This is a genomic window from Fructobacillus durionis, from assembly GCF_900112405.1.
Taxonomy (GTDB): Bacteria; Bacillota; Bacilli; order Lactobacillales; family Lactobacillaceae; genus Fructobacillus; species Fructobacillus durionis.
Map to the genome: position 1 here is coordinate 1 of NZ_FOLI01000005.1, position 14656 is coordinate 14656.

Genomic DNA, 14656 nt, shown 5'->3' on the forward strand with positions numbered 1-14656 from the left:
GACTTTGCACGTTCCCTTTGCTGATTCAGCGGTTGTTGCCAACATCTTAGACCACCATGAATTATTAGCTCAGGAGTTCGACGAAAACGGTACGGTTCTGACCGTCGCCCTTTCAAGTGAAGAAGTTCAACGATACCAAAAATACATTCAATAAAACATAGAAAAAGCTTTCTAGTAAATTACTAGAAAGCTTTTTTAAGTGAATATTTTTCAAATAAAAAAGCAAGCATCTCTGCCTGCTAAAAGTGATTGTCTAAACGACCTTATTGCCCCTGCTGGGATCGAACCAGCGCATGGAGGTACCAAAAACCTCTGCCTTACCACTTGGCCAAGGGGCAATCGTAAGATACCAGCTGCTATTGCAGCAGCGATGGGAGCGGTAGGATTCGAACCTACGAACCCGAAGGAACGGAGTTACAGTCCGTCGCGTTTAGCCAGACTTCGCTACACTCCCGAATGCCTTACGACTTAAATATTATAACAAGCCTGGCTAGTACTAGCAAGGCTTTTTCTAAAATTCTTTGATTTTTATTTTAGTCAAAGAAAAAAGGCCTGACGATTGTCAGACCTTTGTCTCTCATGAATGGATGATTTACTTCTTGTTACCAGGGAATGCCCAGTTGGTCTTTCCGAAGACCTTCAACATCGCTGGCACAAAGAGCAAGCGAACGAAGAAGGCATCGAAGAAGATACCGAAGGCTAATGCCAATCCCAAGGACTTAATGGTTGGGTCAGAGTTCAAAGCGAATGAACCGAAGACGGCAATCATAATCAAAGCAGCGGTCACAACAATTGGACCTGAATCCTGCATGGCAACCGTTACGGCACGGTCGTTGTCCCCTGTCTTCTTGTACTCTTCACGAGCACGTGAAACCATAAAGACTTCGTAATCCATGGCCAATCCGAAGAGAATGGCTGTAACAATAATTGGTAGGAAGGCAATCAATGGTGCACCCTTTGATACCCCGAAGAAGTCCTTCATGAACCCTTCTTGAATAACCAAAGTCGTGAATCCAAATGATGCCAATAGTGACATACCGAAACCAAGCATGGCAACGATTGGCACAACGAATGACTTGAAGACGGCCATCAAAAGTAAGAAAGCCAAAACCATGATTGTAGCAACGAAGATTGGTGTTGCCTTGTTTAACTTGTCCGTGATGTCCAAGTTAACAGCATTGATACCAGTCAACGTAATCTTAGCATCGTACTTTGACTTTGTAGTATCAGAGTAATCCTTAATCTTGTTAACCAGGTTTGTCGTTTCAACGGCTTCTGAACCCTTCTTAGGGGTGATCAACATAAGGGCGTACTTACCATCATCAGAAACCATGTACTTGCGTCCAGCTTGAGCGACAATCTCAGCCTTCATCTTAGCAGCTGCAGCGTCCTGTTCTGCCTGTGTTGGCATTTGACCGGTAGCTTGTGCCTGGGCGGCCATTTGCTGCTTTGCTTGAGCAGTCATTTGCTCTTGCAAGGTGGCAGCCTTGACTTTATCAACTGACAAAGTTTTCATCGTCTTAACGCCCTTCATATCAGCGATATGATCGGCAATCTTGTTCAAGTTGGCTTGGTTTTCATCAGAAGACTTAGAAGTGTCTAGCTTAACAACGGCAACCAATGGTGAGTTAATTCCTTCACCAAACTTATCAGAAATCATGTCATAGGCTTGACGTTCTGTACGGTTTTCAGGAAGTGAACCATTATATGGCATACCCAAACGCATGTTTTGCGCTGGCAATGCTACAGCACCAAGGATAACGATAACAGAAACGATAACCGTCCATGGGTGACCCGTTAAGAACTTCGTAATCTTTGATGGGTTAGCAGCCAATTCATCAACCGTCTTAGTTGCTGGCTTGATGAACTTTGCGCACAAAGCAATCAAAGCAGGCAAGAAAGTCAAAGCAGAGAACACGGCGAATGCCACGGCAAAGGCGGCTGCAATACCCATCGTTGTAACGAATTCGATACCGGCAAAGGCCAAACCGAGCACGGCGATAATAACCGTGACACCGGCGAAGATAACGGAAGCACCTGCTTCAGAGAGAGCTCGTCCAAGCGCTTCTTGTCGGTCACCGTTCGTATCAGCCAAATCCGTCTTATAACGGTTCAAAATGAAGAGTGAGTAATCAATTCCAACGGCCAATGACAACATAACGGCCAAAGTCTGTGAAACAGAAGCCATGGTCAAGAAGTTTGTTCCGATAGTAACCAAAAGGATACCAGAAACCAAACCAACCAAGGCAGACACGATTGGCATTCCCGCCGTTACAAAGGAACGGAAGAGGACCAACAAAAGAACAAAGGCAATTGAGATACCGATGATCTCTGAAGGACCACCAACTTCAAAGGCGTGAACCTGCACGGAACCAGTGAAGGCAACCTTCGTATCGGAAGTCTTCACCTTATCGTTGAAAATGTCCATGACCTTATCAATGGCCTTACGTGGTACATCGTTAGCATCCTTCTTGTAAGTGATGTCAACGTAGGCAGTCGTCTTATCAGAAGAAACAGCGTCAGATTCGTAAGGATTGGCAATTGACTTAATGTCATCACCGTACTTATCCTGTACCTTCTTAATAGCAGCGGCAACATCTGCCTTTGTGCTATCTGATGTGACATCCCCATTATCCTTCTTTTGGATAACAGCCTTCATTGTTCCCGCATTAGGATTCTGATTGAATTCCTTTTGCAAAGTTGATTGAATGTTCGTTGAGGGAATACCTGAAATAGTCAGGTTCTGCGTGTAGTGTGAACCAAGACCAAGCGCCCCAGCCGCCAAGGCGGCGACAACAACGATCCATGCAAAGAAAGTTTTGAACTTATTATTATAAATCCACTTTCCTAAGCTCTTAAGCATAGTCGTCTCTCCTTTTATATATTTTCATTTAACAACTGAATCTATTCTAAACATGGAAATATTTTCGGTAAAGGGGTAAAATTGAGATACTGTCGCGCAAACATTACAATAGAGAGAAAGTGTCCCTTTTATGGCTAATAAAACCTACACCCTCATGCATGAGCACTTGCTTGATACGGCAGGTGAGCTTCTGACCAAGATGCCCTTTTCAAAAATTACTGTTAAGCACATTTGTGAAGAGGCAGAGGTTAACCGAAATACCTTTTATCGTCACTTTGACGATAAATTTGAATTGCTAGACGTCATCGTCAAAGAAGCAATGAAAATTATGAGCAACCAAATTGATATCGATTCTTTTCAGGATGCTCCTTTTACCACGATTAACGAATTCACTTTTCCTGACTCACTATCAGTTTTAGACTTTCAATTAGAAGACAAGGTCTTCGAAGAACAATTCTACAACGCCGTTTTCCGTGAGTTAACGGCGATGGCCTCTTCATCTGACATTCTTTGGTTATTGGGAAACATGCAAGTTATTCGTATTTGGAATAGCAGTCTGCCGAAGCCTTATTCCTTCCAAAAGGACTACTCGCTTTTTGATCAGATTATTCGCGAAAAGAAATTCCCTGGTATTGATAAATAAGTATCCATAATAAAAGTCCACTAGTTCAATAGAACTAGTGGACTTTTATTTGTTAATGAATTAAAACCATCAAAGACATGACTTGTACCCAACCGTTATGGAAGATGTGCATCAAAATCGAAGACGAAAGCTTATTTGTATAACTATAGGCATAAGCCAAACCAGTACCAATAATCAGATAGGGTGGTAAATCCAAAAGAGAAAGCCAGGTATAAGAACCAAGATGGTAAAGTCCAAAGAGCAAACCAGAGGCAATAATCGTTACCCAAGGCGCCCTCTTCCAATTAAAGTAATGGAAGAAAAGGCCACGGAACACAAGTTCTTCCATGATTGGCCCTAAGAAAACAATGATTAGCGAGAGAACGATGATGGAGTATCGTCCGCCAAAGGACATCATACTATCGAGCGCCGCCTGGTTTTCAGTTGTACCAGATGTAATCTTAGATAGAAAAAAGTTTTCAAAAACCTGCCAGGACATCATCCCCGCCAAAGAGATAATATAAATGGCAGCAATATAAGCGAACTCGGACTTGGTTGGCCAAACAATGTTCTTAGGCGATAACCGCTTTAAGAAACCTTTTACGCTTTGCTTAGAAGCATTGAGTGTATCCATGCCAAAGTAAATAAAAAAACCAGATAAGAGCAATCCACAAAGCAACAAGATATCTCGCATTTGATTCGAGAAATAGACCGACAGCTGCAAAAGAGCCATGGCCAGGTACTCAAAGCAAAAGAAGCCAAACCAAGCCAGTACCTTCATTGAACTTTGAATTGTCCACCGAACCCCGCGGTGTTCACTAAAAAAAATGGCCAAAGCCTTCATATTTGATTCCATCCTTATATTCTTTGACAAGAATACCATAACTAGTACTTTCCAGGCAAAAAGTCACCGAAACGAGTAAGCAGAAACGCCCCGTTTCGATGACTCTTTTATTCGCTATCTGTCTGACTGGCAGTTGGCAGTAACTTAATCAGTATGTCCGCAACCAGTAAGAGACCGGTAATCCAAACCGCCCAAATATTGGTGAACCCATCGCTAAATTCTTCCGTCAGTAGGAAAAGAAGAGCAATTAGTAAGAATGGCTCAATCCAAAAGGCCCACATTGATAAACCTGTGTCTCGGTAGCGCCGAAACGAAAGCGTAAACATCGGAATCAAGATTGCCAAAGCAAAGAAGGTCGCCAGTATCAACCAAATAATCATGGCAAAAGCCACGAATAAGTTCAGTATCAAAAATTGATCGGTTATACCTAATAAGTAAAACAAAAAAGAAGAAACCGCATAAAAAATTAGAGCCACAATCAAATTCACAAAAGTGGCCAACCAGTAATCTTTACGACCAGTCGTTTGCTTTAAGTTAAAATAATGAAAGAAAAAATTACGATAGGCTTGCATCATATTATTCACCAGACCTTTAATACATTCATTATATCATTATTCAAACGAAATCTTGATTGAGTCTAAATAAGAACAAAATAAAAAAGAGCTTTCGCTCTTTTTTTATTATTTATCCAAGGATAGCTTTTCTTCAATCGTTCGCAAAACACCAGCTTCAACGTTGGTTGTTACCGCTTCCTTATCGTGCATTTCATGCATGAAAGTCGCTGCGTTTGGCATCAGGTAGGCTTCCTTGTATTTTTCAAGCATTTCCAAATCATTGGAATTATCCCCGAAAACCATGACCTCGTCATCATCAATACCATAGTAATCCTGCAAAATTTGCAGGGCATTTGCCTTATTAACATCACGAGGCAAGATATCCACTGAACCAAAGCCGGAACCAGTCACATGAATCTCATTACCAAACAAGTCCTCAATGTCCTGAACATAACCCTGAACTTCTTCATGGGGCCAAATAAAGGAAACACCTAAGATTTGGTCGTCAATTTCCAGTAACTTTTCAACCTGCATAACATTTGGATAAAAGCGGGAGATAATCTCAATCACTTCTTTCGTCGCATGGTTCGAAACGTAAGTTCCTTTAATTCCCGAAAGGACGATTAAGTTATTAGCTGAAGGTGCATACCCGCTATTCCAGCGAATGACTTTTTCAATCAAATCGGCACCCAAATAGATTGAGTAAAGTTCTTTTTTTGATGTTGCAACAACGGAACCGTTGGAACCAACATAATCAATTTGATCTAAAAGTTCTTTATCGGCAATTGGTGCAAATAACTCTTGTAAATTTTGCAGACGCCGACCAGAGGCCGCCACAAATCGGATATCTTTATCCTTTAACTGACGAAGGACCTTTTCGAAGTGAGCTTGGTCGTATTCATCCTCGTTCACTAAAAATGTGCCATCCATGTCGGAAGCAATCAATTTAATTGTCATAATTTCGCCTTTCTCGTTAACTAATCGGGGACGGCTCAACGGCTAGTATTTACTCTGCAAAACCTTCTAGGTACTTATCGTAGGCTTCTTGATCAAGAACCCAGTCCAATTCGCCAATGTATTCTTGATCTGGGTCATGGTAAGCAAAACCGTGCTTAAACTTGTAGAGACCATCTTCAGATGAGAATTCTCCAACGCCACCAAAGTCGTAACGGACCTTCTTTTCAGCAAGTCCCCACTTTAACATTTCCCATTGAACAAGGTAAGGAGCTTGCAAGTGGCGGTATTCCTTATTTGATCCAGCATACATATACCAAATCTTATCCCCGTAATTAAAGCCAATTCCTGCGGCAATTGGCGTTCCTTCGTCGTTTTTAGCAACGAAGACCTTAAAGCGGTCTGAGTCAGCCCAAATCTTACCCATGTTTTCAAAATATGAGAAAGGACGGTAAGTAATATGGTGAACGCCAGCCATTGACTTGTACAATTCGAAGAAGTCCTTTAGCTCTTCTTCAGACTGTCCAACAGTGATTGTCACACCATCACGGATTGCACGGCGGATAGCGTTACGGTGCTTAGGCTTAAAGTGGAGCATCAGTTCATCTTCGTTAGTTAGAACAGAAGCGTCTTCGCCACGACCATCGTAATACAACTCAACGTTCTTACGAGGCTGGATATTGCCATGCATGTAGGTAATTTCAGTATTACGAGTCTTAAAGCCCGCTTCCTTATAGATGCTGTCTAACTTTTCATCGTAAATCACTTCAGGGTCCATACGAACCAAGAAAACGTTGTCTGGTAATTCAGCAACAGCCTCTTCCACCATTGACTTTACCAAGGCAACATCGTGAATGTCAGCAACAGGCCCCTTTGGGCAGTATGCCAAGAGCTTTCCTGGTACTGCTTCCACAGTCAAAATCGTCATGGCTGCAATAATATTACCTTGATCATCTTCTCGATAAATAAATAGATGACCCCAGTTAGCCTTTAATTCAGCCCATTTTGTATCCTGTGTCACCTGTCCATAAGGTGAGTTTTCAACGAATTGTCGGTACAATTCAACTTGTTTGCTATCGTTTAGATCAAGTACTGCCATAGTTGCTTACTTCCCCGTTGTAATAGATGCGTAGTTTTGAATAAAGTAGACCAATGTCTGTAACTCATTCGTTAGGTCAACGTTTTGAACACGAACACCGTCTGGCACTGAGACACGCAGTGGCGTAAAGTTCATAATTCCCTTAATGCCGGCTGAAACCAAGCGATCAGTGATTTCCTGAGCTTCTTCCTGCGGAACAGTCAAGATAGCGATGTTAATACGCTGTGCCTTAATTTGCTCTTCCAATTCTGACATGTCGTAAATTGGCACACCAGACAAAATCTTACCGCGGTGCTCGTTAATATCAAAGGCTGCCGCAATTCGCATGTTCGAAGATTGATGGAAGTTAAAGTTCAAAAGTGCGTGACCCAAGTGGCCTACCCCAATCAAAGCCACATTAATCAATGAGCTTTGATCCAAGACTTTGGCAAAGAAGGACAGCAAAGCCTTTACGTCATAACCGTATCCGCGCTTACCCAAAGCACCGAAGTATGAAAAGTCACGACGAATGGTTGCAGCATCAAACTTCGTTGCTTCCGCTAGTTCAGCAGATGAAATTCGGTTAGTCCCTGCATCTTCCAAAAATGTTAAATAACGATAGTAAATCGGCAACCTTTTTGCGGTTGCACGAGGAATTCGCGCTTGCTCATTCATAATCTCTTCTCCATCAATTCTTTGTGAAAATTATTTTATTTGTGAAAAATATTATTTAAATTATATCATAATACAAGACAACTCGAAATAGCTTTGATAATTTTTCACAATTATTTTATCACATTATCGTGAAATATTTATTAAATGAATACTAAAAAACGAGGAGAAAAAAACAGGCATCCGCCCGTTTACATCTATTCTTCTTCTCGTAATGGGAAATCCAGACCTGGATGCGTGTTCAAATCCAAATCAGCAAAGATTCCATCTTTGTAATTCCAATAGCCAGCCGCGCCAATCATGGCCGCGTTATCACCCGTATACTGCTTTGGAACAGGAATAAAGCCTGTTTCAGGGAATTCCTGAATAAGCTCGGTCAAGGCAGCGCGCAAGCCCGAATTAGCGGCAACCCCACCCGCCAAAACTAAGGACTTCACTGGAAAGTCCGTCAAGGCCCGGCGTGTTCGTTCAATCAAAGCCTTAATCACTGCGGCCTGGAAGGAAGCCGCCAAATCGGCCTTATTGATCTCTTCTCCGCGCTGTTCCGCGTTATGAACTTGGTTAATGACCGCTGACTTCAAGCCAGAGAATGAGAAGTCATAACCAGCCTCATGGGCCATTGCCTGTGGAAAGTCGATGGTCACCTGCCCCTGGGCGGCTAATTCATCAATTGCTTTACCTGCAGGATAGTTCAAGCCCATCAGGCGGCCGACTTTATCGTAAGACTCTCCTGCAGCATCATCATAGGTCTCGCCCAAAATTTCAAAGGAGTTTTCCTCTGTCATCAGAACCAATTCGGTGTGCCCACCAGAAACCATCAAGGCGATTGCTGGGTATTCAATGGGCTTATTGAAGTTAGCTGCGGCAATGTGCCCAGCTAAATGGTTAACCGGGATAATTGGTAGATTGTGAGCCATCGCAAAAGTCTTCGCCCCCATCAAACCAACTAAGAGCGACCCAACCAAACCAGGTCCATAAGTAACAGCTACACCATCAATGTCTTCTGGCTGCAAGCCCGACTCGTCCATGGCGATGTCTAGGGTCTTCGTGATCCATTCCAAATGGTGCCTAGAGGCAACCTCAGGAACAATCCCCCCGAATCGTTGGTGGGAGTTAATTTGTGTCGCAACCGCGTTTGATAAAACTTCCTTGCCGTCTTTTACAACAGCAACAGAAGTTTCGTCCGCGCTTGATTCAAATGCAATCAATGTTGTCATGGCTTTTTCTCCATTAAAATGGCGGTTTGACCGTCTTGGTAATAATTCGAGCGTTCATGGTACTGCTGAAAACCCATCTTCTCATAAATGTGCCGGGCGGCTAAGTTTCCCTCCGCGACTTCCAAAAAGAAGTGGTTATCGGCATACTCCTGTAAAAAGGTATTGAAAAGCACCTGGCCAATTCCTTGGCCCTGCCTACCCTTTACCACCGCTAAATCATAAATCTCAATCTCGTCTAGTACCTGACTAAAGGATATGAAAGCAGCCCCACTTCCGTCAATTAAATAACTTACTCGACCAGCCGATAGCTGCTGAGCAATTAAATTGCGTGGCAAGGGATTATGCTGACCAAATGCCGATTCAGCAATTCCAGCAATCATTTCAAGGTCTTCATTTGTTGCTGCTCTAAGCATCAAGGTAGTCCACCATCGAAATCGCATCTTCCTTATTATCGATGTAGTAGTTCTCAATAACATCCTCAACGATGAAACCCAGTCGGTCATACAGGGCGAGAGCCCCTGTGTTTGAACGGCGGGCCTCCAAAGAAAGCTTTGGCAGGTTAATTTCCCAGGCCACCGCTTTAGCCGTGTTAATCAAATAAGAACCGACCTGACGGCCCTGCCAAACTGGCAAAACCGCAATGTTGGCAATGTGTAAATCGGGCACTTGTTCCCGGCGCACTAGGGCAATAAAGGCCACAACCTGATCACGCTTCGATGCCACCAAATAGAGGCGGTCCTTTTCCTGCGTTAGCTCGTGGTAAAAGTCCCGCGACACCCAGGGGGCGTAGCCGTTATAGACCGCCTCTTGGATTGCTACCAACCCTGGAATATCGGCCACCGTTGCCAAACGCAACGTCAATACGTCACCATCAGCCGCCTCAAAGCGTTCTGTTGGAAAGTCAATCAGAGTCTGCGCGACAGGCTTTTCTTTTTTCTTCTTTTTCCTAAACTTCAAAAACATAGGGCTTATCCAGTGGCTGACCTTGATGGGCTTTCTCCCAGTTCAATTCAGCCTGTGTCTTACGCAAGTAAGCAGGGGTCAAGTTTGCAACATCGTCAACCGGCTTAGCGGTCTTAGCTAGGTCCACTAAACCAGTACCATCAGGAAGTGAATCCTCTTCCGACAAAATGGTTAATGGCATCCGACCAAGCTCTTCTTCAATCATCTCTTCGAAGTGGCTTCCGTCTCCAACGACTACAACCGGTTCGTTCATTTGGGCAACTAAGTGAAGAACTTCGTCGATTGGGTAGTGGCCATCTTCCAAGACCACTTTGTCGTCAATGTAAGCCCCGGCAAAGACGTTATCATTCCGGGCATCAAAGAGAGCCAAGACGATTTTCTTTTGGTTCCCCTGTAGTTGCACTTGACGGGCGATTGCCTGTAGTGAAGAGATAGCTAGCAAAGGCTTCTTCAAGGTATCTGCCAGAACCTTTCCGACCGTTAAGCCAATCCGTAGTCCCGTGAAAGAACCAGGTCCCTTGGCGACCGCAATCTGGTCTAACTCATTCAAAGTCCAGCCTTCGTCCTTCATCAAATCCTTGACCGCTGGCAGCAAATCAATGGAGTGGTTCTTTGGTTTATTCGTTACAAAAGAGCCGAGAATCTCCCCGTTTTCAGCTAAGGCCACTAAGAGTGGTTGATTACTTGTATCAATTGCTAAAACTTTCATAGGACCCTCCAAAAGCACTTTTCTACTCTCTTTATTTTACTAGAGTAAAACTTCTTTTCAAATAAAAAAACCGCTCTTCGCGGTTTTAATGACCAAGAGGTCAACTTAAACAAAATTACTTTGCCAAGCCTTCGTTGCGCATCACAGCTGATACGGCTTCGATTGCATCCTTAGCATCGTCACCATCGGCCTTGATCGTTACGTCTGCGCCATGGCCAACACCGAGTGACATAACACCCATGATGGACTTCAAGTTAACTTCCTTGCCTTGGTATGACAAAGTCACTTCAGATGAGAACTTTGAAGCAGCTTGCACCAACAAAGTTGCTGGACGTGCGTGGATACCTGTTTCTGAAATGATGTTAAATTCTTTTGTTTCTGCCATGTTTCTTTCTCCTTTTGGAAAAGTCTTATTTCACAACTTAAGTTTATCAAAGCGCTTACAAAATAGCAAGATTATTCGCTCTCAGGCCCTTGAAAAAGCCGTCCACCCGACGCTTTGGCCAATCGATTATTGTACGCTTTACCGAGACCAATTTCTGGCATTGATTCGACATAAATTTTTTCAATTTCCGGTACGTCATCAAAGAAACGCAAACCGGCAAACAAATTCTCCGAAGCCTGGTTTAGATTTTCACCAAGCGACCAGGAAGGCTGGTCAGCATTCTTCAATTGCTTCAAGAGTGCTTCGTCAGCCATCACAGCGTCGTTTTCGCCAAGCTTTGTTTGCAAGTCGTCCCAATCGAGTGGGTCAAAGACGTAAACGTCTTTATCTGGCGCATAGTGACGGTATTTCATACCGGGTGCCTTCGGTGCCTGGTCGTCAGCAATGGACTTGGTGCTTGTCGCATCGGCAACTTCAACTCCGAGAACCTTTTGTAGTTCTTCTTGAGTGACCGCACCTGTACGCAAAATCGTTGGCGTCTTAGCGGTTAAATCAATAACCGTTGACTCCACCCCAACCTGGGTTGGCCCATCATCAACAATTCCCGCAATTTTACCAGCCATATCGTGCTTAACATGAGCGGCCGTGGTTGGTGAAGGCTTACCAGACGTATTCGCCGATGGTCCAACGATTGGGAAGCCTGCCTGACGAATCAAAGCACGGGTCACCTCGTTTTCAGGCATCCGGATAGCTGCCGTTTGCAGACCACCCGTGACGAGCATGGAAACCATCCCCTCTTTAATTGGCAGAATCATGGTTAATGACCCTGGCCAAAAGGCGGCCATTAATTGCTTAGCCTGGTCTGTAATCTGGACATATGGCGCAATCTGTTCAACATCCCCAACTGTCATAATTAAAGGATTGTCGGCAGGTCGTCCCTTCGCCGCAAAGACTTTTCCAACCGCTTCATCATTGGTTGCATCAGCCCCCAAACCGTAAACCGTTTCTGTTGGAAAGGCCACCACTTCGCCAGCCTGCAAAAGTCGCGCTGCTTGGGCGATATCTTCTTCTGTGTTCATTAAATAATTAGTTTGCATCAACTTGTACTCGAATCATTCGGTCTAAGCCGGCCAAGTCTTTTTTCAGGTCAACCTGGGCTTGTGGCAGTGCGTCTTGGAATATTTTCAGGAGGGCGGGTCCCTGGTCGTAGCCAATTTCAAAGTAGGCCCGGCCATGTTCATTCAAATGGTCCGCCAGCTGCTTGGCCATCTGTTTATAAAGCGCCAAACCTTGGTCATCTGCATAGAGCGCCAAGTCTGGTTCATAAGCCACAACGGATTCGTCCATCTCATCCTGACCATCCCGACGAATGTAGGGTGGGTTGGAAACAATGATGTCGAAGCGTTGTCCTGCAACCGCAGAGAATAGGTCTGACTCAATCAAGCCAACCCGGTCCTGCAGATTTAACTTCTTCCGATTTTCCCAGGCAACCGCTAAAGCATCACGGGAAATATCAGCTGCGGTTACAGAAAGCTTAGGCTGTTCAGCCGCAATAGTCAAGGCAATCGCACCAGACCCGGTCCCAACGTCTAACAAGCTGGGACGTTCAACTAGCAAAGGCTCTTTCTTAAAATCGGCTAGCACCCAGTCAACCAAGAGTTCGGTTTCCGGCCTTGGAATTAAAACCCGTTCGTCAACGAAAAAGTCACGCCCGTAAAAAGGTGCTTCCCCGATCACATACTGAGCTGGACGACCCTTTAACAATCCAGCAACCCATGTTGGCCAGCGTTCCGCCAGCCATTCCGGCATGACACGGGTTAGGTTCGCCCGGAGCATACCGTAGTTTACCTTCAAGGCACCGGTCAATAAAAAGTCAATGTTATCCATGGACTCTTCTTCATCCAAGCCCGCTGCGGTTAACTCCGCCAAAGCCCACTTACGGGCTTCTAGCAAAGAAATCTTTGGCTTAGAAGAGCCCTGATAGGCTGAAGAGCGACCAACCTGGTGGTCGAACCGCCCTATCCCTGTTTCGTTTAACTCGGGCATCCGGTCTTTCATTTCATCGACCATCAGTTTTCGTTTAAGGCAGCCAACTTCGCTGTCTGTTCGGCCAATACCAAGGCATCAATGATTTCACCCAAATCACCGGCAATGATTCGGTCTAACTTGTTCAAAGTCAAGCCGATTCGGTGGTCCGTCACACGGTTTTGAGGATAGTTGTATGTACGAATACGTTCCGAACGGTCACCAGAACCAACCGCTGTCTTACGCTGTTCGGCATATTCTGCCTGGTTTTCCTGGGCGAAATGGTCGTAAATACGAGCGTTCAAAATCTTCCAAGCCTTAGCACGGTTCTGCTGCTGTGAACGTTCATCCTGCATGGCAACGGTAATACCCGTTGGTTCGTGGGTCAGACGGATGGCAGATGAAGTCTTGTTAACGTGCTGGCCACCAGCACCAGAAGCGCGGTAAACGTCTTCACGAACATCCTTTGGATCAATCAAGCCTTCGGCATCGACTTCTTCGAATTCAGGCATGACCCCGACGGTAGCAGTTGAAGTATGCACACGACCCTGTGTTTCGGTCTTTGGCACACGCTGAACACGATGAGCGCCTGATTCGAACTTCAGCTTAGAAAAGACTTTATCACCGGAAATCATGCAGGCCACTTCTTTATACCCGCCAACTTCGGTCGTCGTCTCATCAATAATTTGAAGACTCCAGCCCTGGTTTTCAGCATAACGGCGGTACATACCAAGAAGGTCGGCCGCAAAGAGTGAGGACTCATCCCCACCGGCAGCACCACGAATTTCCATGATGATGTTCTTATCATCATTTTCATCCTTAGGGAGCATCAAAATCTTAAGCTTTTCTTCCAGTTCTTCCTTTTCAGGCTTTAAGTTGGACAAGTCCTCCTTGGCCAACTCGTCCATCTCAGGGTCACCGAGCATCGATTCAGCATCTTCAATACCCGAAATCACATCTTGGTAGCGCTTATAGGTTTCGACCGTTTCACGAATCTGTCCGGCTTCCTTTGACAGTTGCATGTAATTTTGTGAGTCGGCCATCACGTCAGGATCAGCCAACATTTGATTCAATTCATCATAGCGGTCAACGACCGATTGGATTTGTGCAAAAATCGGATCCATTATTTGTCTCCTTGTTCTTCAAGCATCGTTAAATCTGGGTTGTGCCAGTGTTTACGGCAGACGGGTTTATACATCTCATCGCCACCGATTTGAACCTGGGCCCCCTCGTACTGGGGCTTTCCATCAGTAAAGCGTAACTGAGTGGTTGCCTTGCGACCACAGAAAGAACAAATCGTTTTCATTTCTTCCAGCTTGTCGGCCACTTCAATTAGGCGCTTTGCCCCCTCAAATAACTGGTTAAAAGCATCGTTTTTCAAGCCAAAAGTCATGACCGGAACATTTAGTTCATCAACCACACGGGCCAGTTGGTCCACCTGCTCTGGTTCTAAGAACTGGGCTTCGTCAATTAAAACGGCTGAAAAGCTGGGCGTCTTTTCACCTTGAACAGTCTCAAAGAGATTTTCGTCTGGATGAATGACCTGGGCGTCGCGTGATAGTCCAATCCGGCTCGTCACCTTTCCAACACCAAAGCGATCATCGACCAAGGGGGTCATCACTAAGACCTCTTTCCCCTGCGATTCATAGTTGTGTGCGACCTTTAAAATTTCGATTGATTTACCAGAGCCCATTGCCCCGTATTCAAAGTATAATTGCGCCAAAATACTCACCGTTTTTCCCTTGTTTATCCTATATAGTATAGCAATTT

Annotated in this window: 16 protein-coding genes and 2 tRNA genes; 1 reads left to right on the forward strand and 17 read right to left on the reverse strand. The window is 44.7% G+C overall.

What is annotated here, in order from left to right:
- Positions 1 to 266: 266 nt before the first annotated feature.
- The 3 genes from BMZ93_RS04615 to BMZ93_RS04625 all read right to left on the reverse strand — a co-directional run bounded on the left by BMZ93_RS04615 (position 267) and on the right by BMZ93_RS04625 (position 2863).
- Positions 267 to 338: transfer RNA gene (locus tag BMZ93_RS04615), tRNA-Gln, on the reverse strand.
- Between the two features lie 33 nt (positions 339 to 371).
- Positions 372 to 454: transfer RNA gene (locus tag BMZ93_RS04620), tRNA-Tyr, on the reverse strand.
- A 138-nt stretch (positions 455 to 592) separates the two neighbouring features.
- On the reverse strand, positions 593 to 2863 hold the full coding sequence (locus BMZ93_RS04625) for an MMPL family transporter (protein WP_091502642.1): 2271 nt from the start codon (positions 2861 to 2863) through the stop codon (positions 593 to 595).
- 130 nt (positions 2864 to 2993) lie between these two features.
- Here BMZ93_RS04625 and BMZ93_RS04630 point away from each other — a divergent pair, with 130 nt between their 5' ends.
- Positions 2994 to 3506 (forward strand): TetR/AcrR family transcriptional regulator, encoded by a 513-nt coding sequence (locus BMZ93_RS04630; RefSeq protein WP_091502644.1) that lies wholly within the window; start codon positions 2994 to 2996, stop codon positions 3504 to 3506.
- A gap of 52 nt (positions 3507 to 3558) precedes the next feature.
- On the opposite strand, the gene BMZ93_RS04635 is transcribed toward BMZ93_RS04630, so the two are convergent.
- From BMZ93_RS04635 to BMZ93_RS04700, 14 genes are all read right to left on the reverse strand, one after another.
- Positions 3559 to 4341, reverse strand: a complete 783-nt coding sequence (locus BMZ93_RS04635; RefSeq protein WP_159427788.1) for a CPBP family intramembrane glutamic endopeptidase — start codon at positions 4339 to 4341, stop codon at positions 3559 to 3561.
- Between the two features lie 95 nt (positions 4342 to 4436).
- Positions 4437 to 4904, reverse strand: a complete 468-nt coding sequence (locus tag BMZ93_RS04640) for a DUF805 domain-containing protein (protein ID WP_091502648.1) — start codon at positions 4902 to 4904, stop codon at positions 4437 to 4439.
- A gap of 105 nt (positions 4905 to 5009) precedes the next feature.
- On the reverse strand, positions 5010 to 5840 hold the full coding sequence (locus BMZ93_RS04645; protein WP_091502650.1) for an HAD-IIB family hydrolase: 831 nt from the start codon (positions 5838 to 5840) through the stop codon (positions 5010 to 5012).
- Positions 5841 to 5889: 49 nt separating this feature from the next.
- Positions 5890 to 6936 carry a lipid II:glycine glycyltransferase FemX gene (locus BMZ93_RS04650; protein WP_091502652.1) on the reverse strand — a complete coding sequence of 349 codons (1047 nt, stop codon included), beginning with the start codon at positions 6934 to 6936 and terminating at the stop codon, positions 5890 to 5892.
- Between the two features lie 6 nt (positions 6937 to 6942).
- Positions 6943 to 7590: a redox-sensing transcriptional repressor Rex gene (locus BMZ93_RS04655; RefSeq protein ID WP_091502654.1), complete on the reverse strand. Its 648-nt coding sequence runs from the start codon at positions 7588 to 7590 to the stop codon at positions 6943 to 6945.
- A 194-nt stretch (positions 7591 to 7784) separates the two neighbouring features.
- Positions 7785 to 8804 carry a tRNA (adenosine(37)-N6)-threonylcarbamoyltransferase complex transferase subunit TsaD gene (gene tsaD, locus BMZ93_RS04660; protein WP_091502656.1) on the reverse strand — a complete coding sequence of 340 codons (1020 nt, stop codon included), beginning with the start codon at positions 8802 to 8804 and terminating at the stop codon, positions 7785 to 7787.
- Entirely contained in the window at positions 8801 to 9217 is a 417-nt protein-coding gene (locus BMZ93_RS04665; RefSeq protein ID WP_159427789.1) for a GNAT family N-acetyltransferase, read from the reverse strand. The genes tsaD and BMZ93_RS04665 overlap by 4 nt, the downstream gene beginning before the upstream one ends.
- The gene (gene rimI, locus BMZ93_RS04670) at positions 9210 to 9767 is read right to left on the reverse strand and encodes a ribosomal protein S18-alanine N-acetyltransferase (RefSeq protein WP_091502660.1); all 558 of its coding nucleotides are present in this window, start codon (positions 9765 to 9767) and stop codon (positions 9210 to 9212) included. Before rimI ends, BMZ93_RS04665 begins: the two co-directional genes overlap by 8 nt.
- The gene (gene tsaB, locus BMZ93_RS04675; RefSeq protein ID WP_091502662.1) at positions 9751 to 10476 is read right to left on the reverse strand and encodes a tRNA (adenosine(37)-N6)-threonylcarbamoyltransferase complex dimerization subunit type 1 TsaB; all 726 of its coding nucleotides are present in this window, start codon (positions 10474 to 10476) and stop codon (positions 9751 to 9753) included. Before tsaB ends, rimI begins: the two co-directional genes overlap by 17 nt.
- Before the next feature lie 115 nt (positions 10477 to 10591).
- On the reverse strand, positions 10592 to 10861 hold the full coding sequence (locus tag BMZ93_RS04680; protein WP_091502664.1) for a phosphocarrier protein HPr: 270 nt from the start codon (positions 10859 to 10861) through the stop codon (positions 10592 to 10594).
- 71 nt (positions 10862 to 10932) lie between these two features.
- A complete protein-coding gene (locus BMZ93_RS04685) occupies positions 10933 to 11958 on the reverse strand; it encodes an L-threonylcarbamoyladenylate synthase (protein WP_244269346.1) in 1026 nt (341 codons plus the stop codon).
- Positions 11948 to 12931: a peptide chain release factor N(5)-glutamine methyltransferase gene (gene prmC / locus BMZ93_RS04690; RefSeq protein WP_091502666.1), complete on the reverse strand. Its 984-nt coding sequence runs from the start codon at positions 12929 to 12931 to the stop codon at positions 11948 to 11950. Before prmC ends, BMZ93_RS04685 begins: the two co-directional genes overlap by 11 nt.
- Positions 12931 to 14010 carry a peptide chain release factor 1 gene (gene prfA, locus BMZ93_RS04695; protein WP_091502668.1) on the reverse strand — a complete coding sequence of 360 codons (1080 nt, stop codon included), beginning with the start codon at positions 14008 to 14010 and terminating at the stop codon, positions 12931 to 12933. Before prfA ends, prmC begins: the two co-directional genes overlap by 1 nt.
- Positions 14010 to 14579: a thymidine kinase gene (locus BMZ93_RS04700; RefSeq protein WP_244269348.1), complete on the reverse strand. Its 570-nt coding sequence runs from the start codon at positions 14577 to 14579 to the stop codon at positions 14010 to 14012. The genes prfA and BMZ93_RS04700 overlap by 1 nt, the downstream gene beginning before the upstream one ends.
- Positions 14580 to 14656 lie beyond the last annotated feature (77 nt).